This is a genomic window from Nocardiopsis akebiae, from assembly GCF_018316795.1.
Lineage (GTDB): Bacteria > Actinomycetota > Actinomycetes > Streptosporangiales > Streptosporangiaceae > Nocardiopsis > Nocardiopsis dassonvillei.
In genome coordinates this window covers 4,700,566-4,726,153 of record NZ_CP074132.1, presented here as the reverse complement: position 1 = coordinate 4,726,153, position 25,588 = coordinate 4,700,566, and the positions used below count along the sequence as shown (strand labels likewise).

The window sequence follows — 25,588 nt, the reverse complement described above, 5'->3', positions numbered from 1 at the left end:
ACAGTGGCGACCATGGTGGTTGCCCAGGGTGACTGAAGCTTGCTGGCCAGGGCGAACGCCCGTGACGCAGAGTCGTGCCGTCCTCGCCGGGAACGCACATCCGCCACGGCGGGCTTTTCTGGTGAGATCGGATGTTTATCCCTCCGGGCACCCATGCGGCACTCCGGGAGAGGCCCACGAACCGCCGCGCGCCGGGGAGCCGCCGGCGTCGTGACCGGGCGGGCGTGCCGCGGCGCCGGAGGGCCGATGCGGCCGATGGCGGCACGAAACCCCCGCGCCGCCGGGCTTCCTGGGATCATCGGGGCAGACCGGACCACCCCCTGCGCGCGGAAGCGGTGCCATGGCACACCCCCCACACGACGGCGCGCCCTCCCCGGGCGACTTCCGGCCGCACCGGAACACGGCGGTGCGTCGGGGGCGGGCTCGGCGCCTGACCAGGATCGCGGCCCCGGTACTGGCACTCCTGGTCACGGGCACCTCCTGCTCACTGATCGGGGAGTTGACCGAGGAGCCCTGGGAGGTCCGGATCTCCGTGCGCGCGCTCGCCGAAGGGCCCTTCACGCCCCGCGCCGACCACAGCCTGGTCTGGTCCGGTGAGGAGGTCCTGGTCTGGGGCGGACACGCCGGGAGCCAGCACGACTCCTTCTCCGACGGCGCCGCCTACTCCCCCGAGAGCGACACCTGGCGCCGCCTGCCCGACAGCGGCCTGGAGCCGAGGACCCGCCACAGCGCGGTCATGGTCGGGGGCCGGATGCTGGTCTGGGGAGGCTTCACGCCGACCTACGAAGGCGAGCAGGACGCGCACCTGGCCCGGGACGGGGCCCTCTACGACCCCGAACGCCACGTCTGGGAGCCGATCGAGCCCGCACCGGAGAGCAGGACCGGGGCGCGCGGGGTGGTCGCCGACGGCCACGTCGTCTTCGGCGGCGGGTACAGCGAGCGGGGCGGGGCGGGCTTCCTGGTGTACTCGCCCGAGGAGGACGCCTGGCACACCGTCCCCCTGCGCCACGACGCCGAGCACGCCACCGTCTACGACCTGGCGGCCCTGGGCGACACCGTGGCGGCCGTCGGCGACTCCCGCGAGGGGATGTTCCTGGCGACGATGCGGATCGGGCAGGAGGCCGCGTCGGTCCAGGACGTCTCCGACCTCCCGGGGGCCGGGGAGGCGGATGTCTTCGTCGGGCTGGCGGCCTCGTCCGAGGGGCGTGTGCTCCTGGCGCTGAGGGGCGGTGAGAGCGCGGGCGTGTACGAGGTCGGTCCGGCCGGTGCGGAGCCGCTGGACACGGTGGACCACTCCGGCTTCCGCCCTCCGGTGCCGACCTACACCGGCGGCCTGCTCTCGGGAGGAATGGACTTCGCCGACGGGCTGGGACTGCTCGCGACCGGACCCGGCGAGATCAGCCTGTGGGACGTGGGGGGCGGGCGGTCCCGACGCTTCCATACCGAGGCGCTGTCCGGGTACTGCGGCCCCCTCGTACCCGTTGCCGAGGACGCGCTGGTCGGCTGGGGCGGTCCGGACTGCGCCCCCGCCGGTGTCCGGGTCGACGTCTCGGTCCCCGAACCGGGGGAGCCGTCGGCGTCGTGACCGGGCGGCCGCCCGGTCAGGCGGACGCGCCCTTGCCGGTGGCCATGACGGCCGTACGGACCGCGTTGCGCAGTCCGGGGGCGGCGGCGTCGAAGCGCTCCTGGAGCGCCCTGACCGCTGGCCTGTGCCGCCAGCGCTCGTTGGGGGCGAACACGGTCCACACGTCGCCCTCGGTCGCGATCGCGACCAGGGCCGCGTCCCGGAGGGGTACCGCCGCCGGGTCGCCGCCGCCCAGGACCGCCTCGCGCGTGCGCTCGCGCAGCCGGTCCACCTCCCCGGGCCGTTCGGGGATGACCGTGCGGGTGGGGAACACCCCCAGCGTCCGGCCGCGTCTGACCCTGACCGCCCCGTTCGCGACCAGTTCCCCGCGCACCATCTCCTCTGCCCTGCCCATCTGGGGATAGAGGAGGTTGATCCAGTGGTGCGGCGCGTTGGGGGACAGGTCGGACAGGACCCGGGCCAGGAACGGGTCCCGGGGAGCCCGGGCGATGGCGCGCGTCACCTTGCCGTCGCGGGGGCGCAGCACCCCGCCCAGGGTCAGGTCGGCCAGCGCCGCGGCGCACAGCAGCTGGCCGCGGTAGCCGGCGCTGACGGGGTCGAACCGGTTCTTGTCGGTGTCGTAGCTGAGCAGGTAGAGCCGCTGCGGCAGCGTCAGGTCCATGTCGTTCTCCTCTCGAATGCGTCCTCGCGGGCCCGGTCGGGCTCTGCCGTGGAAGTACCGTTCCTGAACGGTGATCGGAAGTGACCCCCGGGGTCACGCTGGCACCGCACTCGTCCCGAACGGTTCTGGATGGGTTGGGTCACCGCGTTCCTGCCCGTCCGGCCACGCGCATCGTGTGTTGGGCGCCCCACCTTGACGTATACGCGGGGTCCGCGGCGATGACCGCCACCCCCAGGGCGCGGGCCGTCGACACCAGCCGGGACCGCAGCCGGGCGGTGGGGAAACCGCTGATCAGCCGCCGGAACCTCGTACGGCGTCCGTGCTTCTCCCGGGTCTTCTCGCGGGCGAAGTCCGGGTCCTCCGCGGCGACGGCCCGCACACCTTGTGCGGTGGCCCAGCGCAGCAGCCGGGACGGGGCGTGGCGCACCTGCGCGTCCCGGCGGGGCGCGCTGCCGGACAGGTCGAAGGCGAACCGTCGCGGGTTCCCGGTCGGGTTGCCGCGGGTGTCGAGTCGCCAGGCGGCCAGGCGGCCAGGCGGCCAGGTGGTCGGCGTTGGCGTCCGCCGCGTGCCGGTACCCGCCATCTCGCCTCGCCTCCTGACCTCGCCGGTTTCGTTGTTGTGTTCGATGCGACCGCAGCCAGGGCCGCGGGCGCTTGTCCGGAGGACCAGCGAACCCCTCGGACAGACTCTCCTGGGCGGGTCGTCCACCGGGGTGGGGGCACGCACCACACGCTGCCTTCCGCCAGCAGCACAGGATGACTCCTGTGCTCCCGTGTGCGCTTGAGTGGCCTTTCGATCCAACAGCAACAACCCCGTTCGCGTGTGCGGGCGGCCCGTCCCGGGTTCCTCACCTGCGCGGTTCCCAGCGGAAGATCCGGGTGGCCGCCGCGATGGCGACGGCGACCCAGGCCAGCGTGGGCGCCAGCAGGAACAGGGACTCGGTGACCGGAACGCCGCCGCTCCAGGCGTTGACCACCAGCTCCGAGGCCGAGCCGCCGGGCAGCAGCCGCTTGAGCAGGGTCAGCTCCTCGGTGCCGGTGAACCCGACCCAGCCGGAGACGGCCAGGACGCCGATCATGATGGGCAGCGTGGTCACCTGGGCGTGGTCGGGGGAGTTGGTCAGTCCGGCCGTGGCCAGCCCCAGGCCCGCCATCATGACCATCGTCGCGACGACGGCCGCCACCAGCAGGGGCAGGTTGTCCGGGGCGCCGCCGACCACGGCCAGCACGGCCAGGATCACGGTCACCTGGACCAGCGTGACGGCGGTGACCGGGAGCAGCAGCCCGGTGAGGATTCCGGCGTCGCCCGACGCCGTGGAGCGCAGCCGCTTGAGGAAGAGGTTCTGCCTCCGGGAGGCGAGCGTGGTGACCGAGGTGGTGTAGAGCCCCATGGTCACCACGAGGAACACCAGGATCGAGGCGATGGCACCCGGGTCCACGGCCTCGCGCAGCGCGGGGAAGGTCTGGTGCATGTAGATGTAGAACGCGCTGGAGGCCGCCGGGACGATGAGCATGGTGACCAGAACCAGTCGGTTCCGGAAGATCTGGATCAGCTCGCTCTGAGCGATCGGGAGCATGGTGCGGGTCCTTTTTCCTGGAAGGTGCGGGGAGTCGGAGCGTGTTCGGTGCGGCCGCCCGCCGCGCCGCGGGGCGCGGGTCCCGGAGAGCACCGTTCAGGGACTGTTCTTCGAGCCGGTTCCAGCTTGCGGGGGGTGGTTCGGGCGCCCAGGGGGTTCTGGAGGTGCCTGAGGTCCCCCGTGCTTCGGGCGCCCGGACGCGGACCGAAGCGGAGCGGAGGTCCAGAAAGACACCGCCTAGTCGTCGCCGATGGAGCGGAAGACGTCGTCGAGCCGGGTCGGCCCGGCCTCCAGCCCCCGCAGTTCGACCGCGTTGTCCTGCGCCCAGCCCAACAGGGTGTACAGGTCCTTCTGCAGGCTCAGGGTCTCGACGAGGAACGCCCCGTCGCCCTGGCGCGCGGCCCCGACCGGCGGCGTCGGCGCGGTGTCGGGAAGGGAGAAGCGGATCGTGGCCGGAAGGGTCTGCGTCAGCTCGGCCACGGTCCCCTCCCGGTGGAGGGAGCCCTTGTGCATCAGCCCGATGCGGTCGGCGCGCTGCTGGGCCTCCTCCAGGTAGTGCGTGGTCAGCACGATGGTCGAGCCGTCCTCGCGCAGCCTGTCCACGGCCTCCCACAGCCCGTCCCGGGACTGGATGTCCAGACCGGTGGTGGGCTCGTCCAGGAAGATCAGCTCCGGCGACCCGTACGCGGCGGTGGCGAAGTCCAGCCGCCGCTTCTCGCCGCCCGAGAGCTGGGACACCTTGGTCCCGGCCTTGGCGGTGAGGCCGACCATGCCGAGCACGCGTTCGACCGTGTCCGTGCGCCGGGTGAGCCCGCCGATCAGCCGGACCGACTCCTTCACCGTCAGGTCCGGGGAGAACCCGCTCTCCTGGAGCATGATGCCCACCCGGGGCCGCACGGCGCGCCGGTCGCGCGGATCCTGGCCGAAGACCCGTACGGTGCCCGAGGTGGCGGTGCGGTGGCCCTCGACGGTCTCCAGGGTCGAGGTCTTGCCCGCGCCGTTCGTGCCGAGCAGCGCGTAGAGTTCCCCGCGCCCCACCTGCAGGGACAGGTCCCTCACGGCGTGGAAGTCCCCGTACTCGAGGTTGAGCCGTTCGACGTCGATGACTGCTGTGGAGGTCATGCGTCCATTGCAGCGTTCGCCGCGTTCGCGGGGCAGTGGGACCACGTCATCACCTGGCCGTGACGTTTGTGGGGGTGGGCCCATGACGCGGTGTCACTGGTGGGCGCGGCGCGATCGGCGGAATACTGGGAGGGACCCCCGTCCTCGGACCCGGAGAGCCGCACATGCACACCCGGCCCCCGCGCATCCCGCCGACGGCGGCTCCGGCCCTGCCGCGGCCGCCCCGCCCGTACCGCCGGGCCGTCGGCGGCGGGGCGGTGAGCCGCCTCCGCCGCGCCGGGATCCCGTGCCCGGCCGCCACCGCGGCGGTCGGTCCGTCCGGGACGCCGGTCCGGGACGGACCGTCGGCGTCCTATGGTTGCGCTGCCGTGGCCGTTCCGCGCGAACGCGTGGCCGACCGCTGCGGCGGGTCGGCGGTCCGACACGACAAGGGCCGGTCCCCGACCGCCGCGCAGTTCCCGCGCCCGGCCCCGGCACAGCGCACGACAACGCGGAAGGACTGCAGATGACCACCGTGGTACTCGCCGACGACGAGGCCCTCCTGCGCAAGGCGATGGCCGCCCTGCTCCCGCTGGAGGGGGAGATCACCGTGCTCGCCGAGGCGGAGGACGGGGAGGAGGCCGTGCGGGCCGTGCTGGACCACCGGCCCGACGTGCTCGTCATCGACCTGGAGATGCCCAACGTGGACGGGCTCGGCGCCGTCGAGCGGATCCGCCGCGAACTGCCGGACCAGGTGATCCTCATGCTCACCCGCCACGCCAGGCCCGGCGTGCTCCGCAAGGCGCTCAAGCTCCGGGTGCAGGGGTTCGTCAGCAAGTCCGCGGAACCGGCGCACATCGCCTCGGTCATCGACAACCTGCACCGGGGCAAGCGGTGGATCGACCCGGACGTCTCCGCGCTCGCCGTCATCGACGACTGCCCGCTCACCGACCGCGAGGTGGACGTGCTGCGGGCGACCAGCGAGGGCTACTCGGTCGCCGACATCGCCGCCCAGCTCCACCTGGCGGAGGGCACGGTGCGCAACTACCTGTCCAACGCGATGCAGAAGACCCAGACGCGGACCCGGCACGAGGCGGCGCGGTACGCGCGCGAGCACGACTGGCTGTGAGTTCCCGGCGCCGCGTGCGCGGGCGCCCGCTTCCCGGACGCCGCGGTCCCGTGACACGGGACCGCGGCGCCGTCCGCGCACATCGGTGACCTGGCGTTTCGCGTTCCACCAGTGACACTACGTCATGGTCGGCCTCAACGCGGCGTCACGGCGAAGTGGTGACGCCGTCGCACTGCCCGACGAGCGCGCGAACCGGTGGAATAGGGGACATGAACTTCACACCGGCCGCCACCGGGAGACACCCGGAGCGCACGCGGGACACCCCGTCGCCCCTTCCCCGCACGGGGGCGGCGTGGACGCGACCGCGACGGGGCGCCGACCCGGCGGCGGAGCCGGAAGCGGACGTGAAAGAGAGGAACGACATGGCACGCAGTGACACGACCGCCGACCGGAACCTCCCCGCCTCCCCCGAGCACACCGACCCGACCACCTCCCCGGACGGAGTTACCATGACCGAGCACCGCCCCGCCGCCCAGCCCGAGCAGCCCGAGCAGCCCGTCGACGTCAAGCAGGCGGCGATGGAGGCGGCCGGCGGCCCGTGGGGGATGGTCCTCTCGGCGATCCCGGCCCTGGTCTTCGCGGGGGCCATCGCCTTCGTCTCGCCGCTGGTCGCCGCCGGGATCGCGATCGCCCTGGCCGTGGTGATCGCCGTGGTCCAGCTCTGGCGCGGCAAGCCCTTCAGCTCCGTGTACGGCGGGGTGCTCGGCGTCGTGATCGCCGGGGGCATCGTCGCCTGGACCGGGTCGGCCAACGACTTCTTCGTGATCGGCATCTGGGCCGCCCTGGTGGTGGGCGTGGTCGTGCTCGTCACGACCCTCATGAACCGGCCGGTGACCGGTGTCATCTGGAACGCCGTGCACGGCGGCACCCACGCCTGGCGCGAGGACCGGCCCACGCTGGTCGCGCACCACGCCGCCACGTTCGCGGTGCTGATGCTGTGCGTGCTGCGGTTCGTGGTGCAGGGCTGGCTCTACCTGGCCGACTCCACCGCCTGGTTGGCGGTCGCCGACACCGTGATGGGCTTCCCGCTTCTGGCCGTGGTCGCCGTGGTGGTCATCTGGGCCTTCCGCCGCTCCACCAAGCGCCTGGTCGAGTCCGCCGACTCCGAGGCCGCCGAGCGGGGCTGACCTCCCCCACCGGCCTCCGGGCCGCCCGCCCCCGCCGCACACCGCCGCCCCCGACACCCCGCCGCGCGGACCGACCACCTCGGCCCGCGCGGCGGGGTGTCCGGCGCGCACCGCACGCGGCCCCGGAGGCGCCGAGGGGCCGACGGGCGGCTCCGCGCTCCCCGCCGAGCCCGCCGCTCAACGTCCGGGAGAGCCTTTCCTTCCCGTGGCCGAGCGCGGCCCCGGGGCGAGGATTCGGGCGTTGAGCCGAGCCCCGCCCGCGCGGTGTGGATAGCATCGGTGCGAGCGGTTTCCCCGGCCTCGGCGGGATCGTGGTCGCGTGAGCGCCGGGGGCCGCGTTCCGTGACGTCAACCCCCTGTCTACCGAGGTGGATGCCCCTATGTCCGACGATGCGTCCCCGTCCACTCCCGCCTCCGCCGACCGCCCGCCGCAGATCGACACCACCCGGACCCACTCGGCCCGGATCTGGAACTACTGGATGGGCGGCAAGGACAACTACCCGATCGACCGCGAGGCGGGCGACGCGGTCGCCGCGGGCTTCCCCGAGATCGTGGACCTGGCCCGCACCAGCCGGGAGTTCCTCATCCGCGTCGTGACCCACCTGGCGGGCGAGGCGGGCATCCGCCAGTTCCTCGACGTCGGCACCGGCATGCCCACCGCCAACAACACCCACGAGGTCGCCCAGTCGATCGCCCCGGAGGCCCGCGTGGTCTACGTGGACAACGACCCCCTCGTGCTCGCGCACGCCCGCGCGCTGCTGGTCGGCACCCCCGAGGGGGTCACCGACTACATCGACGCCGACCTGCGCGACCCCGACGCGATCCTGGAGCATGCGGCCCGGACCCTGGACTTCGACCAGCCCATCGCGCTCATGCTCATGGGCGTCCTGGGCCACGTGCCCGACGACGAGGTCCTGCCGGTCGTGCGCCGCCTGGTGGACGCGCTGCCCCCGGGCAGCTACCTGGCGAGCTACGACGGCACCAACACCAGCGAGGCCTACAACGAGGCCATCGAGGTGGGCAACAAGCAGGGCGCGGTCCCCTACCTCCTGCGCAGCCCGGAGGAGGTCGCCGCCCGCTTCGAGGGCCTGGAGCTGCTGGAGCCGGGCGTGGTCCCCTGCCCCCTGTGGCGCCCCGCCCCCATCGAGGTCGGCTCCCGGCGCGGCATGGACCAGTACGGCGGCGTGGCCCGCAAGCCCTGACGCCGCGCGGTGCCGGTCCCGCCCGCGCCCCGGCCTCGGGCGGAACCGGCGCGCGCTCAGGGCGCGGGGTAGACCTCCGCGCGGTCGATGGTGACGACGGCTCCGCTGGACCCGGCGGGCCGGTCACCGGTGACCGTGACGGTCAGGGTGTGCTCGCCGGCGCCCAGATCGGGGCTCAGGTACACGCGCTGCTCGCCGACCCGGAACGGGTTGTGGTAGCTCACCGGCTCCGAGGGCGGCCCGCCGTCCACCGAGAACGTGGCGTAGCCGTGGTCGGTGTCCAGGGAGGCGTACACCGCGATCCGCGACCCGGTGAAGTGGTAGGTGGCCGTGGCCCCGGCCTGGGCGGTGTAGTGGTCGTCGCCGTGGAAGCAGTACGCCCCGCACCGGTCCCCCGTGGTCCAGTCGCCCCCGTAGGAGACCCGCGGCCCGCTCCGGCCGGTGTCGGTGTCGTTGACCGCCGTGCTGCCCGCGCCCGGGTCGCCGGAGGGGAGGCGCTGGGTCGCCCCCGCGGCCAGCGGCCGTCCGAGGTCGGGGGTCCCCCCGGGGGTCCAGCCGACGCGCTGGGCGCGCGTGGACCGGAAGGAGTAGGTGTACTCGGGCGTGTTCTTGGCGTGGTAGGCGATCCAGTCCTCGGTGCCGTCGGGCGAGCGGAAGAAGAAGTGGTGCCCGGGCCCCCAGACCCCGGCCGCGTCGTCGCGGCTCAACAGCGGGCCCGGCAGTTGCTCCCAGGCGTCCGCCGACAGCGGGTCGGCGCCCTCGTCCAGCGCGATCGACCAGATCTGGTATTCGGGTTTGCCGGTGTCGCAGGTGGAGTAGGTGAGGAAGGTCCGGCCGTCGCGGTACAGCGGGGTCGGCCCCTCCCGGACCTCGGGGCAGCCGCCCTCGTTGGGCAGCGCGACGGGTTCGCCCTCGACCGTCCACGGGTTGCTCATGCGCGCGGCGTAGAGCTGCTGGGGGCCGCCGTCGAACCCGCGTCCGGGGCTGCTCCATGCGAAGTAGGGCCGCCCGTCGTGCACGAACGGTTCGCCGTCGATGGCGTAGGTGCCGGTGTCGGCGATCCGCGCCTTGAACTCGTAGGGACCGGCCGGGTCGTCGCCGGCCGACTCCAGGACGTAGAGCCGGTGGCTGGCGTCCCGCTCCACGGGGTCGGTCAGCCTGCTGTCGGCGGCCGTGTAGTAGAGGTACCAGCGCGGCCCGTCCCCGGTCTGGAACCGGTGCAGCGCCGGGGCCCACAGTTCGGTGTCGCGGCTGGGGTCGCTGTCGCGCCACACCTCCACGGGTTCGGCGGTGGCCAGGGTGGCCAGGCTGGGCGACCTCCACACGGATATGCGGTCGCCCTGGGTGGTGGACAGGTAGTAGTTCCCGTCGTGGTGCACGATCGTGGGGTCGGCTCCGGCGTTGAGGGGGTTGCGGAACGTCCCCTCCCGCGCGGTTCCGGTGGCCGTGTCGCCGTCGGTCGCGCTGGCCGTCGTAGCGGCGGTACCGCTGGTGGCGGTGGCGGTGGCGGTGGCGGTGGCGGTGGCGGTGGCGGTGGCGGTGGCGGTGGTGGTGGCGGCGGTGGCGAGGGGGAGTGCGAGCAGCGCCAGGGTCAGGGCGCTGAGGGCCCTCAGGCGGCGTCGCGGGCGAGGGGACGTGCGTGGTGACATCGCTGTTTCCCGTCCGGTGAGTGGTGCTCTTCCTGTTTCTTGCGTCGTTGTCGTCGTGCGGTGGAGCCCGCGCGCCCGCGGCGGCGCGCGGTGCGACCCCGGGTGCGCCGCGGCCGGTCGGCCCCGGGCGCGCGGGCCGGTCCTCACTGTCCGCCCAGACCCGTCGTGGCGACGCTGTTGACGATCTGGCGCTGGAACAGCATGAACACCACCACCATCGGCGCCGCCGCCACCATCGACGCCGCCAGCTGCGAGGCGTAGAAGGTGCCGTAGGAGTCCAGGACGTTGGGGATGCCCACGGGCAGCGTCATCAGGGCCGGGTCGGTCGTGACGATGAACGGCCACAGGTAGTTGTTCCAGGCGGTGATGAACACGAAGATCGACGCCGCCGCCAGGATGGGCCGCGACAGCGGCATGATCACCGTCGTGAACAGCCGCCAGTAGGAGGCCCCGTCCATGCGGGCCGCCTCGTCCAGTTCGCGCGGCACCGCGTCGAAGAACCGCTTGAGCACGAACACGATGACCGGCGCCACCAGCTGCGGCAGGACCACCGCCGCGTAGGTGTCCACCAGGCCCAGCGACACCATCTGCTGGAACAGCGGCACGATGAGCAGCTGCGGCGGGACCACGATCGCCGCCACCGTGAAGGCAGTCAGCGCCGCGCGGCCCCGGAAGTCCATGCGCGACATCGCGAAGGCCGCCGGGGCCGCCACCGCGATCGTGAGCAGGGTGACCAGCACTGCGATGACCAGGCTGTTGAACAGCCACATCTGCACGTTCCCTGCCTCGAACAGGTTGCGGTACTGCTCCAGGGTGAACCCGGCCCCGGGGACCAGGGTCGGCGGCAGCGAGACCGCGTCCCCCTCGGTCTTGAACGAGGTGACCAGCGCCCACCCCATGGGGGCCAGCCACAGCACGGCGAGGACCGCCAGCGCCGTCATCGCGGCGATCCGCGGTCCGCGGCCCCCGCCCAGCATCAGGTCGCGCTGCCTGGCGCGGTCCAGGGCCGCCTCGGCCCGCCGCGTCGAACGTACGCTCCGCGTCGCCATGTCAGCTCCTTCTCCGCGCGCTGATCCACAACTGGAGGGCGGCCACGCCCAGGACGAGCGCCAGGAACAGGTAGGAGACGGCGGCGCCGTACCCGAACCGGTAGCCGGTGAAGCCCACGTCGTAGATGTAGAGCAGCAGCGAGCGTGTCGCCTCGCCCGGGCCGCCCCCGGTGAGCAGGTAGATCTGGTCGAAGACCTTCAGCGAGGCCAGCACCTGCAACAGCAGGACGACCACCGTGGTGCCCCGCAGTTGGGGGAGGGTGACGTGGCGCAGCCGTGCCCGCACCCCAGCGCCGTCCAGTGCGGCGGCCTCGTACAGGTGGCCGGGGATCGACTGGAGGGCGGCCAGGTACAGCAGGAAGTTGAACCCGACCGTCCACCACACCGTGGTCAGCGCCACCGACCACATCGCCACGCCCTCGTCGGTCAGCCAGCCCAGGCCCTCCGCCCCCAGCAGCCCCAGCGTGTGGTTGAGCAGGCCGAAGTCCTCCACGTACAGGAACTTCCACACCAGCGCCACGGTGGCCACCGGCAGCAGGAACGGCAGGAAGAACGACAGCCGCCACAGCCACTGCCCGGGCAGCCCGGTGTGCACCAGGACCGCCATGGCCAGCGCGACCACCACCAGGGGGACGGTGGTGATGAGGGTGAACAGGAGGGTGTTGCCCAGGGTCCGCCACACCATCGGGTCGCCCAGCGCCTCGGCGTAGTTGTCCAGCCCGACGACCGCGCCGCCCGCCCCGTTGAGGGCGGTGTCGGTGAAGCTCATCCACAGGCCGCTCACCAGCGGCCAGGCCAGGAACAGCGCGTACACCAGGAGGAAGGGCAGCAGGAACACCAGGGGCGAGTCCGCCAGGCGCCGCCACAGCAGCCGCGCGCCGCCGGGGCCGCCCGGCGGGGAGCCCGCGCGGGCGCGGGCGGGGGCTTGGGTGGTCACGCTCATTCCTGGCCTCCCGGGTTGGTGCGGGCGGCCCAGGAGTCCAGGGTCCGGCCCAGGTGGTCCACCGCCGCCTCGGGTCCGTCGCCGGTCAGGGCCGTGCGCAGCGCCTCGCTCACGTCGGAGTGGAACCGTGATCCGGCCCCGGCGAACCACACCTCGGGGTCGAGCACGGGGGTCTCCCCGGCGGCGGCGTAGTCCGACTGCGGGTCCAGCGCCAGGTACTCCGGCGACTGGGCGATCGGCGAGTAGGCCGGGATGTGGCCCGCCTCGCCCCAGATCAGGCTGTTGCGCACCATGAGCGCCACGAACTCGTGGGCGGCGCGCACCCGTGCGGGGTCGGGGTCGCCCTGGCGGGGCAGCACGAAGGCGTGCGAGTCGGCGTACCCGCCGGGCTGGTCGAAGACCGTGGGGAAGGGGGCCGCCCCCAGGTTCTCCACGTGCTCGGACAGGTAGGGCAGCTCCCACTCCCCGCACACGAGCATCGCCGAGCGCCCCGAGGCGAAGGCCGCCAGGGCGGTGGGGTAGTCCAGGTCCGGTTCCGACGTCCGCCCGTCGAGCAGTTCGGCGAGGAAGGAGTACACGCGCAGCGCCGCGTCGCGGTCGAACACGGCCGGTCCGCCCTCGGGCAGCTCCATGGACGCGCCGGTCTGGTCGTACAGCATCCAGAACAGCCGCCACCCCTGGGAGTCGTCGTTGACGTGCCCGTAGGAGACGCCGTTGCCGCCCCCGGCCTCGGCCAGCGCCCGGGAAGCCGCGAGGAACCCCTCGGGGGAGTCCATCCCGGTCAGCTTCCCGTCCCCGTCGAGCAGACCGGCCCGGTCGGCGACTTCGGCGTCGTAGAAGACGATCACCGGGTGGGTGTCCAGCGGGACGGCGTAGGTGGCGCCGTCGTGGATGCCGCGTTCCCACAGGTCGGGTACGAAGTCCTCGGCGGTGACCCCGAACTCGGCCAGCAGGTCCAGGTCGAAGGGTTCGAGCAGCCCGCCGGGGGCGTACCCGGGCAGGCGGGACAGGTGCAGCACGGCCGTCTCGGGGGCCCGACCGCCCACGGAGGCCACCGCCAGCTTGGTGTAGTACGGCGGTCCCCAGGCCAGTGTGCTGGGGGTGACGTCCAGGTGCGGGGCCTGTTCGCGCACCGCGTCCAGCATGGTCTGCACCCGGGCGCCGTCGCCGCCCTGGAACAGGCTCCAGAACCGCACCTGCGTGCCCGGTCCCTGAGCGGCGCCGGGGGCGCACCCGGCGGCGCCCAGGGCCGAGCCCAGGGCGAGGGCTCCCGTGCCCAGGAGCACGCGGCGCCGCGAGAACGGCGGAGGCGGCCCGGTCGGCGGGCTGGGTCTGCGTGGTGGGTGCGGCATCGGCGGACTCCAGGAAAGGGGCGGGGGGTGGTGGGGGGACGGTGGTCCCCGGGGCGTCCCGGGGACGCACTCACTCGGGCCGACGATCGGCCTTCTCGTACGCGGCCGTCCTGCGCTGGGCGGCGGCTATGCGGGCGGTGTCGAGCTTGTCGCCGCGGTCGAACCGGTAGACGCCGTTGCGCTCCTGGAACACGTCGGTGAGCTGCGTGTAGCAGTAACCGAACATGTCCGGGTCCTCCAACAGCACGCCCGTCAGGTCCTCGAAGCGGGTGTGGAACTCCTCCGCGGTCCTCGGATCGTCGCCGTACCCCCACGACTGCTCGCCGCCGTCGGTGCCGGGGTCCCAGCGGATTCCGCCGAACTCGCTGCAGAAGTAGGGCTGGCCGCGGTAGGGCACCGACCAGTCGCGGCCGTCCGCGCCTCGGTTGACGTAGGGGTCGTCCTGGGCCAGGCCGCTCATCTGCTCGCGGAACGCCTCGGGGTCCTGCTCGTAGCTGTGGGAGTCGTAGACGTCGGTCTCGGGGACCCGGTGGGCGTACCCGGAGGCGTCCACCACCGGGCGGGACGGGTCGATCGCCTTGGTGGCCAGGAACATCGCCCGGGTCACGTCGTCCAGGGCGGTGAAGCGGTCGTGCAGCCGCTGGAAGGTCTCGTTGAGCGGGCACCACCCGACGACGCTGGGGTGGGAGTAGTCGCGTTCGACGGCCTCGGTCCACTGGGCCACGTAGGAGGCGTCCGGCCGCTGGTTGTCGTCGGTCGGGCCGCCGTGGGCCGCGCACCCCCAGTCGCCGAACTCGCCCCAGACCAGGTAGCCGAGCCGGTCGGCGTGGTAGAGGAAGCGCTCCTCGAAGACCTTCTGGTGCAGGCGGGCCCCGTTGAAACCGGCCCGCAGGCCCAGTTCGATGTCGCGCACCAGGGCGGCGTCGTCGGGCGCGGTCATCAGCCCGTCGGGGTAGTAGCCCTGGTCCAGGACCAGGCGCTGGAAGACGCGCTGGCCGTTGATCAGGATCGCCTTGCCCTGGACGGAGACCGACCGCAGGCCCGCGTAGGACCCGGCCCGGTCCACCACCGCGCCTTCGGCGTCGAGCAGTTCCAGGCGCAGCGTGTACAGGTGCGGGTCCTGCGGCGACCAGGAGCGGCGCCGCTCCACCGGCACCGCCAGGGTCAGCCGGGGCGCGGCGTCCAGGTCGGCGCGGGCCTCGGCGGCGGTGACCTCGCCGTCCCCGTCCTCCAGGACGGCGCGCACCCGCAGGCCCTCGCCGCTGCCGGACAGCGGCAGGAGCAGGTGGAAGGCCCCGTTGGCCAGGTCCGGGGTGATGCGGGGGCGGCGCAGGTGCGTGTCGGGGACCGGTTCCATCCACACGGTCTGCCAGATCCCGGTGGTGCGCGTGTAGTGGCACCCGGTGTTGGCGTACCAGGTGGCCTGCTTGCCGCGGGCCTGGAAGCCGTGTCGGCTGTCGCGGGCGCGCACGACCACCACGGCCTCCTCGCCGGGGGCGGCGACCCCGGACAGGTCGGCGGTGAAGGGGGTGAACCCGCCGCGGTGGCGGACGACCTCCGTGCCGTTGACCCACACGGTGGTGTCGTGATCGACGGCCTGGAAGTGCAGCAGGACGCGCCGTCCGGCCCAGGCGCCGGGTACGCGGACGGTGCGCCGGTACCAGACCGCCTCCATGAAGTCGGTGTCGCCCACGCCGGACAGCTCCGACTCCGGGCAGAAGGGGACGGTGATGGTGCCGGAGAGCTCCGCGTCGCGCAGGCCCCGTTCGAGCCCGCTGTCGCCGCGGTCGGTCTCGAAGTCCCAGGTGCCGTTCAGGCACAGCCAGTCGGGGCGGGTGAACTGCGGGCGCGGGTACTCGGGGCGGGGCGGAGCGGTGGGCCCGTCCCCGCGCTGCGAGCGGTGGTGCGTCGGCACGGAGGTGCTCTCCTTCTCACGGCGTCGTCCTGTGACTGGCGTCACGCCACATGTCAGCACATTTTTACATCGATGTAAATACCTCGATCCGAAGGTCAGGAGGCTCCGGGTACCGCGCTGGGAACGGCCGGGTCCGACCTGCGGGCGGCGGCCGGGCGCGGGCTAGGATGGCGCTGATCGGGGGTGGACGTGGGCACGAGGCCGCGTATCAAGGACGTCGCGCGTCAGGCCGGGGTCTCGGAGAAGACGGTTTCCAACGTTATTAACGACCACCCGCACGTCAGGCCCGCCACGCGCGCCGCCGTGGAGGCGGCCATCGACGCCCTGGGCTACCGGGTCAACCTGGCCGGACGCCACCTGCGCCGCGGCCGGACCGGCGTGATCGCGCTGGTCGTGCCCGAACTCGACCTGGGCTACTTCGCCGAGCTCGCCGACCTGGTCATCCGCGAGGCCGAACGCCTCTCGTGCACCGTCCTCGTCCACCAGAGCGAGGCCCGCCGCGAGCGCGAGGAGTCCGCGCTGGAGGGGTTCGGCGCCGACTTCGTCGACGGGGTCATCCTCAGCCCGCTCGCCATGGACGACGCCGCCCTGCGCACGCACCCCTCCCGGCTGCCGGTGGTGCTCCTGGGCGAACTGCCCCGCATGGTCCGCCACGGTCACGTCGCGATCGACAACGTGGCCGCCGCGCGGGAGGCGACCGAGCACCTGCTCGACGGCGGACGAACCCGGATCGCGGTGGTGGGCGGTCGGCCGCCGGGCCCCTCCGGCACGGCCGAGCTGCGCACCCGCGGCTACCGCGAGGCCCTGGAGGCTAGGGGGAGGAGCTACGACCCCGCGCTGGTGCGACCGGCCGGGCACTTCCACTGGAGGGACGGGGCGGAGCTGGCCGCCGAACTCGTCGCCGGACCCAGGCCGCCCGACGCGCTGCTGTGCATGAACGACCTGCTGGCGCTGGGGGCGATGCGCGCGCTGCACGACGCAGGGGTGCGGGTCCCCCGGGACGTGGCGGTGGTGGGATTCGACGACATCGCCCCCGGGCGCTACTCCGTGCCGAGCCTGACCACCGTCGCCCCGGACAAGCCGGGCCTGGCCGGGGAGGCGGTGCGGCTGCTGCTGGAGGAGGTGGAGGCCCGTCGCGGCGCTCCGGACGCGGAGTCCGGGGCCGGGGCCGACCGGGCCTCGGCCAAGGTCGTCGTCGGCCACACCCTCCTCGTGCGGGAGAGCAGCGCCAGCGCGCTCTGAGGCCCGTCCTCCTCGGAGAGACCGGGGCCACCAGACGCGCAAGCCGCTTTACGGAAATGCATGGAAATGGTCTGATTTTCTCTTCGTGCTTGCGTAGGTGAATGAGAATGGACCCCACGGCATGGCGGAGGTGGGGTCCGTTTCCGTGTCACTCCTCCTGTTCGCGCGCACGCCTCCAATCGCTTCGGCGGGGGAGTGGTGGTGCTATCTTTTTGGCGGTTTTGTTCCATTCGGGCAGTTCGGGTGGGGACGAGGTTCCCGCCCGGGTGCGGATGAGGTCGTCCACGACCAGTCCGGCGAAGACGCGGGGGTGCGTCCTGTAGTCACCCTTGCCGTCCAGCCATCGGTAGAGGCCGTGTTCGGTGACGGTGACCTGCGCGTACCCGAGATAGGGGCAGCAGGTCAGGGTGGGTACCGGGTTCAGGCTGAACCAGTGGGGCTTGTCGCTGATCTGCGAGGGCAGCCCGCGTGCGGTGAGTTCTTCCTGGAGGTGCTGTAGCTGTTCGATCGCATCCATACACCAACGGTGCGACTGAACAGTGGTTTTGCACAGCTACCAATATCTGCCTGTATGGATATGGTCCAGGGTGCAGATTCCTGGATAGCTTTGAGGTGTGACTGAGAACGAATTCACATCTCTGTTTGCCAAGCTTCGTGAACTGTCCGGTTTGAGGCAGGAGGAGCTTGCCGAACGTGTGGGGTCCTCCGCTGCCTCGGTGTCCCGGTGGGAGACCGGCGTCATCACGCCCAAGCGTGCGAAGGTCGAACAGCTCGACAAGGCGCTCAAGGCCGAAGGGCGCTTGGTGCGCACGTGGGAACCGGTGGCCACCGGTTCGCAGATTCCGCCTTGGATGCGTTCCAAGGGCGCCCTGGAGGAGAAGGCGGTGGAGATCGACACGGTGACGGTCTCCAACCTCGTGCCCGGCCTCCTCCAGTCCCTGCCCTACGCGCGCATGGTGTTCCGCGCAGGACATCCCAGCGCGTCCAACGACGATGTGGAGCGCTTCGCCCAGCTTCGTGTCTCGCGCTACGAGGTGCTCAAACGAAGGAATGACCCGTTCGTCACCGCCGTCTTCCCCATCTCCGCGCTGACCTGCCTGCCCGACAGCGTACGCACCGACCAGGTCAAGACGATCCTGCGGCACATGGAACGGGAACGGATGGCGGTCCACCTGGTTCCCGACGGCAATCCGATGCTGCTGATCGCCGCCTCTGTCCAGGTCTACCGGCTGGCGGATGGTGCTGCCGTGGCGGCCTCCGACTACGCCCGGGGCAACCTCCTGATGGACGAGCCGGAGGACACCGCGGCGGTAGTGTCTGTCGTGAGGAACCTGATCGGATTGTGCTTTCCCTTGGGGGAAACGTCCGCCCTGCTAGGAAGGCTGCTGTGATGTGGCATAAGTCCAGCTACAGCAATGACGCCGCTCACTGCGTCGAGGTCAGCGAAGGGCCGACCACCCTGGTACGCGACACCCAGAACCAGGAAGCGGCCACCCTGGCCTTCCCCGCCGCCGAGTGGGCCGCCCTGCTTCGTTGTGAAGGCCCCGCCTCCGCGCGCTGACACCCCGCTCAGCCGACTCCCCGTCCGGGGGAGCGGGGGCGCTCACGACAGCGCGACGTAGACGGTGTTGGATGCGTCGTGGTCCTGCTGCGGGTTGGGGAAGTCCACGACCTCCGCGCGCGCCGTGGTGAAGACCTCCGCCAGCAGTGCGGTGAACTCCTCCTCCGGCGCGTCGTTGGACCACAGCGCGAAGACGCCGCCCGGCACGAGCAGCCGCTCGCGCAGGCGGCGCAGCCCCTCGGCTGTGTACAGACCGGCGTGACTCGGGTGGAGCAGGTGGCGCGGTGAGTGGTCGATGTCCACGATCACCGCGTGGAACGGCTCCGTGCCCAGGTCGGGGGCGGGCCCCGTCCCGGCGCCGACCGAGGCGAAGAAGTCCCCGTGCTCCAGGCGGCAGCGGGAGTCGGAGACCAGCGCCGCACCCGAGGGGATCAGTCCCTCGCGGTGCCAGTCGATGACCTCGCCCAGGGCCTCCACCACGACCAGGGAGCCCACGCGCGGATCCTCCAGCACCGTGTGCGCGGTGTAGCCCAGGCCCAGACCGCCCACGGCGACGCGCAGGCTGTTCGCCGAGTCTGCCCCACCCGTCTCATCCGCCCCGTCCAGTTCGGCCAGGGCCAACCGGGCCAGTTCGACCTCGGCCGCGGTGAACAGGCTCGACATCAGGAAGTCGTCGTCGAGTTTGATCTCGTAGACCTCCTTGCGGAAGAGGGGGTCGTGGCGGCGCCGGAGGCTGAGCTCCCCCATCGGGGTCGCCCGCCAGTCCAGTTCCTGAAAACGGGCGCTCATCTGTTCTCCTGCTCGTCGTGGTCCCCGGGTCCCCTTCGTACCACGTACCAGCGGGCTGCCGGGCGGCGTTCGGGACCAGTCGGTGGAAGCCCGGGCCCGGCGGGGTCCGTGCCGCCGCCGGGCCCGCCCGGCGGGTCAGGACCCCGTCGTGGTCCGGGCGGTGAGGCCGTCCAGCACCACCTCACCCGCGTAGGCCCGGCTCGGATCCTCCTCCAGCAGGTACACCCGCGAGACCGTGACCGGGTGCCCGACGTCCTCGGGCACCTCCAGGCGCACGTCGCGCCAGCCCTCCCAGTCCACGGCGGGGCCCTCCAGGGAGTGGCCGACACCGTGCGCGTCGGTGAGGCTGAGCATGAGACGGGCGCCGTTGCCGTCGCCGCGCACGCCCACCGTGAACGCGAAGGCCTGGCGGTCCAGGGCGAGCGGCTCGGGCGGGTGGGCGGAGGCGGTCCGGGTGCGGATGTCGCGGGTGAAGTCGTAGGCCAGGGCCAGACCGGGGCCGTCGCGCCCGGCCACGGGGCGCACCTCTGCCCCGCCGCGCGCGGACCGCGCCGTCCACTCCCGCGCGTCCTCGAAGTCCGCCAGGGGAGTCGTCCGCGTACCGATGGAGAACGGTATCCGCGTGCTCACCCCGCCCGCGGTCACCGTGAGGACGCCCGACCCCTCTCCGGGCCCCGTCCCCTCTCCAGTCCCCGTCCTCTCCCCGGCGGCGGTGCCCTCCCCGGCGCGCGGTCGCACCTCGAAGCCTCCGTCGCCCCGGTCCGTGACCTCGACCAGGTCGGGGACGGCCTCGACCCGTGCGTCGACCGGTTCGACGGGCGCCCGCCGCCCGTCCCCGGTGACGCCGGTGAGCACGAAGGAGGCGGTGTCCTCGGTGGAGGCCATGCCCAGGTGCCGGGGCGCGGCGAGGAGTGTGTCCGGGGCGGGCAGCACCTCCAGGTCGACGGTGTCGCGGACCCGGCCCGCCCGCCCCGTGACGGTCACCGGGCCGGGGTCGGCCGCCACGAACCGGGGGCCTTCGCCGTGCCCGCTGGGTGCGGACAGCTCCAGCTCATCGGTGCGGTCGTCGGGGGAGTGGGGCGCTCCGGGCCCGGACGGCCCGAAGGCCTCGTCGTGCCCGGTGGCGGCCAGGGTGCGGTGCATGCCGGTGAACACGCGGCGGGGGTCGGCCTGGGGCGGCACGGGGGAGCCGTGTGCGGGCCGGGGTTCCAGCGCGGGCCGCAGCCACAGGCCCGAGGTCCGGGCCGAACCCTCGGGCGCCGTGAAGATCAGGCCGTCGGGGACCTCCCGGAGCTGGTCACCTGCGCGGTTGCGCAGCACCGGACCGGTGCCGCCGGGTTCGCGCACGAGCAGGGTCGAGGACCCGCCGCCGTCCAGCTCCAGGGCCTGCTCGGCCCCGGACGCGGCGAGCAGTTCGGCGACCTCCGCGAGCGTGGATCCGGCGTGGCCGCTGTTGCGCCCGTCCGCGGTCACCACGTGCATGACCTCGCCGTCCTCGGAGAACCCGATCGCGGTGCGCGGCGCGCGGGAGTCGTCCTCGACGGGGACGGGCTCGCCGTCGCGCACCAGCACGTGCCGTCCGCCCACGACGACGCGGGGTTCGGCGCCCTCGGCGGTGAGGGTGTGCTCCACCTCGACCGGTTCGCCCTCGGACAGGTCGGCGATCCGCTCCGCCGCGGAGCCGCGCGCCACCAGGACCTGTTCGTCCTCCTCGATCGGGCCGCTGCCCGGGGTGTCGCTGACCCGTTCGACCGCGCCCTCGGAGATCACGGCCTCGGCGACGGCCGCGTCCTCCGGGTCGGCCCCGGGTTCGTACACCACGTGTGCGCGGGGATGGTCGCCCCAGTCCGACGTGTACAGGCCCAGACCGTCCGCGGGGACGGCGGAGGTGTTGAGGGCGTCGAGGTCGAGGTCCCCCGAGGGCAGGGACGCGGTCCCGTCGAAGGCCACCTGGCGCACGCTGCCCCTGCCCTCGGCGTCGATGACCGCGGCGTTGGCGAACCCCGGGTCGGGCGAGGTGAGCAGGCGCCCGTCGCTCATCCCGGCGCCCAGCGGGGCCTGGGTCGCGCCGATGTCGAAGTAGCCGCCGTTGACCGCGGCGACCACGGTGGAGCCCTCCGGGAGCTCGGCGGCGGCGACCATGTCCGCCACCGTCGCGGGGGAGGTGAGGCCGCCCCCGTCGACGTACTCGACCCCGACACCCTCGGTGAGGTCGACGGTGAGGAGGCTGGCGAACTGCTCCCCGCCGTCCCCGGTGCCGGGGAGGGGGCCGGAGGCGAGGTCCACCCCGGCGGCGATCCGCTCCTCCACGGCCCCGGCGATCCCGCCCGCCGGCGCGGTGACGTCGGCCGTCACCCGGGACGACGGCGCGGCCAGGACCATGGGCGCGACGAGCACGGCGATGACGGGGAGGGCCGCGGAGCGGACGGGGCCCGGGGGTCTTGGGCGGGACAGGTTCACGGGGGCACCCCTTCGCGTGAGGGCTCGTCTGGGCGGTGGGTGACGCGCCCGGTGTTCGGGCCGTGCACATCCTCCACGACGGGTGCTCTTTCCAACGGCGGTACACACCGGAGGGTGAGGACGTGAACACGGGGAGAAGAGCCCGAGGACTCCTCTCCCCGTGTCCCGGACACGGACCGTGCGGTCCTCGAACGAACCGGTCCGGAACGCATGCTCTGACCTGGGAGGACGACGGGCGATACGGGATGCGGGTTCGTGTACGGGAGTTCCGGCAGGCTTTCGTCGACGCGCTAGCGCTTACGCTTTCGGAGCAGCAGGCCGTTTGCTGTGGCGACACCGGCGACCACGACCGCTGCCCCCGCCAACTGCAGGACCGTGGGGTGCTCGCCCAGGACCAGCGCGGACAGGCCGAGCGCGAGTACCGGCTGGACCAGCAGCAGCCCGCCGGTCGTCGCCAACGGCAACGAGACGCTGCCGCGGTGGATCAACAGCCAGGCGGCCACCTGACCGAGCACCGCCAGGAGCGCGAGCAGCAGCCACGACCGGACCGGGATTCCGTCCAGCTGGATACCGCCGGAGACCGGCGAGACCGCGACGGCGGCGACCGCGGCGGAAGCCGACGCCCAAGTCAGCGGTTGAACGAACAGACCCGGGCCGCGGCGCGCCGACCGGCGGGTGATGAACAGGTACACGCCGTAGCCGCAACCCGCGATGACACCGAGCAGCACACCGATGCTCGTGTCCGGGCCCCGGAGGGAGGCGTTCCACAGCCCGCCGACCAGGCTGATCCCCAAGAGCATCAGCGGGAGCGTGACGACGAAGCGCGTCGTGACCCTCTCCCGGTCGACGAGGAAGGCCAGCACGGGCAGAACCAGGACCTGTATGTTGATCAGGACGGTGCTGATCCCCGCGCCGACGTAGTAGATCGAGGCGGTCCAGGCGGCGTAGTCGATGCCCAGCGCGGTCCCCGCGGCAAGGGAGCACAGCACACCGCCGCGTGAGAGCGCCCCCGACCGCGCCCGTTCCCGAAGCGCCAGGGGGACCAGCACGACCACGGCGATCGCGCACCGTGCCACCGCGGTCGTAGCGGCGTCGACGTCGGCCAGCTTCACCAGGACCGCCGAGGCCGAAAGGCACAGTGCTCCGGCCAGGACCAGGGACGACGCGACGAGGGGGCCGTCCCTTCTCACCGTTCCGCCGGTGTGGGACGTACTGTGCGGCGGGCGTGGAGCGACAGAGGACATGACTCGACAGTAGGTTCGCACCTGGGGCCAGCACTACTTCATGGTTCTACCCATTTGTGTTAAGTATTCCTTATGACTATGGGATGGGACCGTCTCCGTGTACTGGACGCCGTCGCCCGGACGGGGTCGGTGACCCAAGCCGCGACGGCACTGCACATGACCGGCTCCGCCGTGTCACAGCAGTTGCGGCGCATCGAGGCCGAGACCAGGACGAAGATCGTGGTTCCGGAGGGACGCGGTCTCCGTTTCACCGCGAAGGGAGAGGTACTCGCCGGATACGCTCGGCAAGTGGCCGAAGCCGTGCAGCGGGCGGAGAACGATCTTCATCGCGACGAGACCTACGTCGGCCATCTGCGTGTCGCGGCGATCGCTTCCGTCATCCGGAGCGTGCTCGGCTCCAAGCTGGCCGCGTTCCAACGTGAGTACCCCCGCGTGCGGGTGTCCGTTGAGGACGGGGAGACCGGCGATCACCTCGACCGCCTCGCCGCCGGGGCCGTCGACCTCGTGCTCGCCGAGTCCTGGAGCGCCTCCCCGCTGCGGCTGCCGACGGGTGTCATCGCGGAGCAGCTCACACGAGAAGCCCTGTTCATCGCGGTCCCGGGGGAGCACCCCCTGTGTTCCCGTGGCTCTCTCAGCATCCGTGATCTGGCCGGAGAGCGCTGGGCGACCTGTGCCCAGGGTTCGGACGCCCACACCGCGCTCGAACAGGTCGCGCGCCGACACGGTGTCGAGCTCGACGTGTCGTTCCACGTCGCCGACCATCTGACCCAGCTCGCGTTGGTGCGGGAGGGCCTGGCCGTCGCCTGTGTCCCGATCCCGGCTGAGGACGGTGATCCGAGAATCGCCTGTCTGCCGCTCGACACCGAACTGCATCGCGACATTCTGCTTCTGGAGCGGGCACAGACCGCCTCGTTGGCGCTCCAGGCCCTCAGAACGTGCTTGGTGGACGGATCGCGGACCGCTTCCGCCGGCGTGGCGCCCTGACCGGGCCGCAGGCCGCCACGACGGCGGAGACCGCCTTCGTCTACCGCTTGCGCACCGGGTGGCCGCTGGCGATCGAGATCCGGTTGAACGCGTTGATGAGCGTGGTGGTCCACTCCACCGCGGAGATCTGGGCGGTGGTCAGACGGGACGCCGCGCGGGCGTTGACGGCCTGCCGGTCGACGGTCGGATCGAGCACCGTCAACGACTCCGCCAGTTCGAGTGCGGCCCTCTGCTGATCGGTGAACAGCCCGGCCTCGCGCCAGGCGGGCAGTACGTCCGGGGCGCTCTGCCTCACCCCCGCCTCCCGTGCCGCGGTCCTGGAGGCCGCTGCGGCCTTGGGCATCGCCCCGTAGACCTCGGAGTGCTCCTTCCAGCGGCGGTGCACACCGGAGGGTGAGGACGTGAACACGGGGAGAACAGGGGTGTTCGCGGCGGCCTGGGAGCCTCGGGAGGCGGCGTGTTCCCGGGCTCTGGCGCCGCGCGGCCCCGGGGGAGGGTGTCCCGGGACGTCGCGCACACCCCGCCGTGCGCCTCTGCGGGGAGTCCCGGGTCCGGGCGGTCCGACCCCGGTTGGTCCGGGAACCCCCGGGTGTTCCGGGGCCCTCAGGAACTTCGGGAGTCCCCGGAGGTCTCGGCCGCGGCGACGGCCGCACCGGCCTCCTCCGCCGACGCGGAACCGGGTGCGCGCCGCAGGCGGCCCTGGACCTGCGTGGTGACGACCGCGAAGGCCGCTGTCGTCACCAGGGTGACCGTCATCCACACCCGCCAGTCGCCCACCGCGACCACCTGCGGCGCGAACAGCACCGCGGCGAGGATGAACAGCCGGCTCACGAAGTGGTTGAGGCCGAAGGCCACTCCCTGGGCGTCCGGGTGGACCTCCTCGGTGTACTCCGAGAAGCTGGCCATCCACGGGCCGAGGACGGAGCCGAGGGAGATGCCGACCCCTGTCAGCAGCACGACGACCAGCGGCAGCGAGACGGACGCCCCCGCGCCCATCGCGACCACGAGCGCCCCGAGCAGCAGCGTCGCCGCCAGCGCCCCGAAGACCAGGAACGGCTTGCGGTTCTGCGCCCTGTCGGAGAGCCGGGCGAAGAGCAGGCTGGCCGCCAGGTTGCCGACCCAGAACGACATCACGATCGCGGACGCCGTGCGCACCTCGACGGCGAAGTGGTCGACCAGCATGGTCTGGCCGTAGGCGTTCATGGTGGCGAGCAGTACGTAGAGCAGCGACATCGCGGCCACGTGCGCCCAGACGACGCGGTGGCGCAGGAGCAGCCGCAGCCGGTGCCCGGCGGGGGCCGCCCCGCTCCCGCGGGTCGCCTGTTCGGTGAGGCGGATGGTGCGCCGCAGGTTCGGAGCCAGGTCGCGCAGGGTGAGGGCGACGACCGTCGCGCCCACGAAGGCCAGGCCGGACATCAGGAAGATCTGCGCACGCCAGGAGCCGTCGAACAGGTCGAGCGTCAGCGCGGCGACGGCCGCCGCGAAGAAGTTGGCTCCGACGGGGCCCCAGCTCCAGAACGCGAAGGCCTGGGCCCGGCCCATCCGCGGTGTGAAGTCCCGGATCAGCGGCTGGGTGCCGGCCATCGCCACTCCCTCGACGAAGGCGAGTAGGACACGCGCGGCGGTGAAGTGGACGACCGACTGCGACAGCGCCATGAACAGGCACGCCGCCGCGGACAGGAACATGAACGGCACCAGTACGCGGACGCGGCCGATCCGGTCGACCAGCTCACCGCCCAGGTAGCCGGACACGGCGCCGAACAGCAGCGACACGGCGGTGATCAGCCCGTAGACCTCCAGGGACAGCCCGAGGTCGGCCAGCAGCAGGGGCAGGACCGGTGCGAGCTGTCCTTCGAAGGCCGAGATGAACAACGCCAGGACGACGACGGCGAGCAGGAGCCGGCGCCGGGCTCCGGTGGGGTACTCGTGGAGCAGTCTGCGGTACGACGGCACGGCACCGACCCTTCTCTCATTCCTGGACAGAACGTCCGATAACGTTCTGTGCGTCCAGAACATAA

Annotated in this window: 23 protein-coding genes; 8 read left to right on the top strand and 15 right to left on the bottom strand. The window is 72.5% G+C overall.

The window, feature by feature from the left end:
- Positions 1-340: 340 nt before the first annotated feature.
- On the top strand, positions 341-1,585 hold the full coding sequence (locus KGD83_RS20255; protein WP_212640679.1) for a Kelch repeat-containing protein: 1,245 nt from the start codon (positions 341-343) through the stop codon (positions 1,583-1,585).
- A 16-nt stretch (positions 1,586-1,601) separates the two neighbouring features.
- Here KGD83_RS20255 and KGD83_RS20250 read toward each other — a convergent pair whose 3' ends face one another.
- From KGD83_RS20250 to KGD83_RS20235, 4 genes are all read right to left on the bottom strand, one after another.
- Positions 1,602-2,246, bottom strand: a complete 645-nt coding sequence (locus KGD83_RS20250) for a GOLPH3/VPS74 family protein (RefSeq protein WP_212640678.1) — start codon at positions 2,244-2,246, stop codon at positions 1,602-1,604.
- Between the two features lie 139 nt (positions 2,247-2,385).
- Positions 2,386-2,829 carry a hypothetical protein gene (locus KGD83_RS20245; RefSeq protein WP_212640677.1) on the bottom strand — a complete coding sequence of 148 codons (444 nt, stop codon included), beginning with the start codon at positions 2,827-2,829 and terminating at the stop codon, positions 2,386-2,388.
- 265 nt (positions 2,830-3,094) lie between these two features.
- Positions 3,095-3,823, bottom strand: coding sequence for an ABC transporter permease (locus KGD83_RS20240; RefSeq protein WP_212640676.1), 729 nt, complete (start codon positions 3,821-3,823; stop codon positions 3,095-3,097).
- Between the two features lie 237 nt (positions 3,824-4,060).
- Positions 4,061-4,945, bottom strand: coding sequence for an ABC transporter ATP-binding protein (locus KGD83_RS20235; protein ID WP_212640675.1), 885 nt, complete (start codon positions 4,943-4,945; stop codon positions 4,061-4,063).
- Positions 4,946-5,450: 505 nt separating this feature from the next.
- On the opposite strand from KGD83_RS20235, the gene KGD83_RS20230 reads away from it, so the two are divergent.
- The 3 genes from KGD83_RS20230 (at position 5,451) to KGD83_RS20220 (ending at position 8,382) form a co-directional block, all read left to right on the top strand.
- Positions 5,451-6,053: a response regulator transcription factor gene (locus tag KGD83_RS20230; RefSeq protein WP_047868736.1), complete on the top strand. Its 603-nt coding sequence runs from the start codon at positions 5,451-5,453 to the stop codon at positions 6,051-6,053.
- Positions 6,054-6,415: 362 nt separating this feature from the next.
- A complete protein-coding gene (locus KGD83_RS20225; protein ID WP_212640674.1) occupies positions 6,416-7,180 on the top strand; it encodes a DUF3159 domain-containing protein in 765 nt (254 codons plus the stop codon).
- Positions 7,181-7,560: 380 nt separating this feature from the next.
- Entirely contained in the window at positions 7,561-8,382 is an 822-nt protein-coding gene (locus KGD83_RS20220) for an SAM-dependent methyltransferase (RefSeq protein WP_212640673.1), read from the top strand.
- 56 nt (positions 8,383-8,438) lie between these two features.
- Here KGD83_RS20220 and KGD83_RS20215 read toward each other — a convergent pair whose 3' ends face one another.
- From KGD83_RS20215 to KGD83_RS20195, 5 genes are all read right to left on the bottom strand, one after another.
- A complete protein-coding gene (locus KGD83_RS20215; protein WP_212640672.1) occupies positions 8,439-10,031 on the bottom strand; it encodes a glycoside hydrolase family 43 protein in 1,593 nt (530 codons plus the stop codon).
- A 143-nt stretch (positions 10,032-10,174) separates the two neighbouring features.
- Positions 10,175-11,080 (bottom strand): carbohydrate ABC transporter permease, encoded by a 906-nt coding sequence (locus tag KGD83_RS20210; RefSeq protein ID WP_212640671.1) that lies wholly within the window; start codon positions 11,078-11,080, stop codon positions 10,175-10,177.
- Position 11,081: 1 nt separating this feature from the next.
- A complete protein-coding gene (locus tag KGD83_RS20205) occupies positions 11,082-12,023 on the bottom strand; it encodes a carbohydrate ABC transporter permease (protein ID WP_212640670.1) in 942 nt (313 codons plus the stop codon).
- Entirely contained in the window at positions 12,020-13,375 is a 1,356-nt protein-coding gene (locus tag KGD83_RS20200; protein WP_249351972.1) for an extracellular solute-binding protein, read from the bottom strand. The genes KGD83_RS20205 and KGD83_RS20200 overlap by 4 nt, the downstream gene beginning before the upstream one ends.
- 70 nt (positions 13,376-13,445) lie before the next feature.
- Entirely contained in the window at positions 13,446-15,290 is a 1,845-nt protein-coding gene (locus KGD83_RS20195) for a glycoside hydrolase family 2 protein (RefSeq protein WP_212640669.1), read from the bottom strand.
- A 189-nt stretch (positions 15,291-15,479) separates the two neighbouring features.
- On the opposite strand from KGD83_RS20195, the gene KGD83_RS20190 reads away from it, so the two are divergent.
- Positions 15,480-16,532: a LacI family DNA-binding transcriptional regulator gene (locus tag KGD83_RS20190; RefSeq protein ID WP_212640668.1), complete on the top strand. Its 1,053-nt coding sequence runs from the start codon at positions 15,480-15,482 to the stop codon at positions 16,530-16,532.
- A 148-nt stretch (positions 16,533-16,680) separates the two neighbouring features.
- Here the strand turns inward: KGD83_RS20190 and KGD83_RS20185 are convergent, their stop codons facing one another.
- A complete protein-coding gene (locus KGD83_RS20185; RefSeq protein WP_212640667.1) occupies positions 16,681-17,049 on the bottom strand; it encodes a hypothetical protein in 369 nt (122 codons plus the stop codon).
- A 97-nt stretch (positions 17,050-17,146) separates the two neighbouring features.
- Between KGD83_RS20185 and KGD83_RS20180 the strand changes: the two genes are divergently transcribed.
- Both KGD83_RS20180 and KGD83_RS20175 read left to right on the top strand, forming a co-directional pair.
- Positions 17,147-17,923 carry a Scr1 family TA system antitoxin-like transcriptional regulator gene (locus tag KGD83_RS20180; RefSeq protein WP_212640666.1) on the top strand — a complete coding sequence of 259 codons (777 nt, stop codon included), beginning with the start codon at positions 17,147-17,149 and terminating at the stop codon, positions 17,921-17,923.
- On the top strand, positions 17,923-18,093 hold the full coding sequence (locus tag KGD83_RS20175) for a DUF397 domain-containing protein (RefSeq protein WP_394358121.1): 171 nt from the start codon (positions 17,923-17,925) through the stop codon (positions 18,091-18,093). The genes KGD83_RS20180 and KGD83_RS20175 overlap by 1 nt, the downstream gene beginning before the upstream one ends.
- 42 nt (positions 18,094-18,135) lie before the next feature.
- Here the strand turns inward: KGD83_RS20175 and KGD83_RS20170 are convergent, their stop codons facing one another.
- The 3 genes from KGD83_RS20170 to KGD83_RS20160 form a co-directional block, all read right to left on the bottom strand.
- A complete protein-coding gene (locus KGD83_RS20170) occupies positions 18,136-18,882 on the bottom strand; it encodes a spermidine synthase (RefSeq protein WP_212640664.1) in 747 nt (248 codons plus the stop codon).
- Between the two features lie 135 nt (positions 18,883-19,017).
- A complete protein-coding gene (locus KGD83_RS20165; RefSeq protein ID WP_249351971.1) occupies positions 19,018-21,279 on the bottom strand; it encodes a phosphodiester glycosidase family protein in 2,262 nt (753 codons plus the stop codon).
- A gap of 353 nt (positions 21,280-21,632) precedes the next feature.
- Positions 21,633-22,532 carry a DMT family transporter gene (locus KGD83_RS20160; protein WP_249351970.1) on the bottom strand — a complete coding sequence of 300 codons (900 nt, stop codon included), beginning with the start codon at positions 22,530-22,532 and terminating at the stop codon, positions 21,633-21,635.
- 126 nt (positions 22,533-22,658) lie between these two features.
- Here KGD83_RS20160 and KGD83_RS20155 point away from each other — a divergent pair, with 126 nt between their 5' ends.
- Positions 22,659-23,570 (top strand): LysR family transcriptional regulator, encoded by a 912-nt coding sequence (locus tag KGD83_RS20155; RefSeq protein ID WP_212640662.1) that lies wholly within the window; start codon positions 22,659-22,661, stop codon positions 23,568-23,570.
- 40 nt (positions 23,571-23,610) lie between these two features.
- Here KGD83_RS20155 and KGD83_RS20150 read toward each other — a convergent pair whose 3' ends face one another.
- Positions 23,611-23,979 carry a carboxymuconolactone decarboxylase family protein gene (locus KGD83_RS20150; RefSeq protein ID WP_249351968.1) on the bottom strand — a complete coding sequence of 123 codons (369 nt, stop codon included), beginning with the start codon at positions 23,977-23,979 and terminating at the stop codon, positions 23,611-23,613.
- A gap of 194 nt (positions 23,980-24,173) precedes the next feature.
- On the bottom strand, positions 24,174-25,523 hold the full coding sequence (locus KGD83_RS20145) for an MFS transporter (RefSeq protein WP_212640661.1): 1,350 nt from the start codon (positions 25,521-25,523) through the stop codon (positions 24,174-24,176).
- Positions 25,524-25,588 lie beyond the last annotated feature (65 nt).

Coding starts and splice junctions, on each gene's coding strand:
- KGD83_RS20225 (WP_212640674.1), top strand. CDS start 6,416: ATGGCACGCAGTGACACGACCGCCGACCGGAACCTCCCCGCCTCCCCC.
- KGD83_RS20205 (WP_212640670.1), bottom strand. CDS start 12,023: ATGAGCGTGACCACCCAAGCCCCCGCCCGCGCCCGCGCGGGCTCCCCG.
- KGD83_RS20230 (WP_047868736.1), top strand. CDS start 5,451: ATGACCACCGTGGTACTCGCCGACGACGAGGCCCTCCTGCGCAAGGCG.
- KGD83_RS20210 (WP_212640671.1), bottom strand. CDS start 11,080: ATGGCGACGCGGAGCGTACGTTCGACGCGGCGGGCCGAGGCGGCCCTG.
- KGD83_RS20250 (WP_212640678.1), bottom strand. CDS start 2,246: ATGGACCTGACGCTGCCGCAGCGGCTCTACCTGCTCAGCTACGACACC.
- KGD83_RS20200 (WP_249351972.1), bottom strand. CDS start 13,375: ATGCCGCACCCACCACGCAGACCCAGCCCGCCGACCGGGCCGCCTCCG.
- KGD83_RS20170 (WP_212640664.1), bottom strand. CDS start 18,882: ATGAGCGCCCGTTTTCAGGAACTGGACTGGCGGGCGACCCCGATGGGG.
- KGD83_RS20235 (WP_212640675.1), bottom strand. CDS start 4,945: ATGACCTCCACAGCAGTCATCGACGTCGAACGGCTCAACCTCGAGTAC.
- KGD83_RS20175 (WP_394358121.1), top strand. CDS start 17,923: ATGTGGCATAAGTCCAGCTACAGCAATGACGCCGCTCACTGCGTCGAG.
- KGD83_RS20240 (WP_212640676.1), bottom strand. CDS start 3,823: ATGCTCCCGATCGCTCAGAGCGAGCTGATCCAGATCTTCCGGAACCGA.
- KGD83_RS20245 (WP_212640677.1), bottom strand. CDS start 2,829: ATGGCGGGTACCGGCACGCGGCGGACGCCAACGCCGACCACCTGGCCG.
- KGD83_RS20155 (WP_212640662.1), top strand. CDS start 22,659: ATGACTATGGGATGGGACCGTCTCCGTGTACTGGACGCCGTCGCCCGG.
- KGD83_RS20185 (WP_212640667.1), bottom strand. CDS start 17,049: ATGGATGCGATCGAACAGCTACAGCACCTCCAGGAAGAACTCACCGCA.
- KGD83_RS20220 (WP_212640673.1), top strand. CDS start 7,561: ATGTCCGACGATGCGTCCCCGTCCACTCCCGCCTCCGCCGACCGCCCG.
- KGD83_RS20255 (WP_212640679.1), top strand. CDS start 341: ATGGCACACCCCCCACACGACGGCGCGCCCTCCCCGGGCGACTTCCGG.
- KGD83_RS20215 (WP_212640672.1), bottom strand. CDS start 10,031: ATGTCACCACGCACGTCCCCTCGCCCGCGACGCCGCCTGAGGGCCCTC.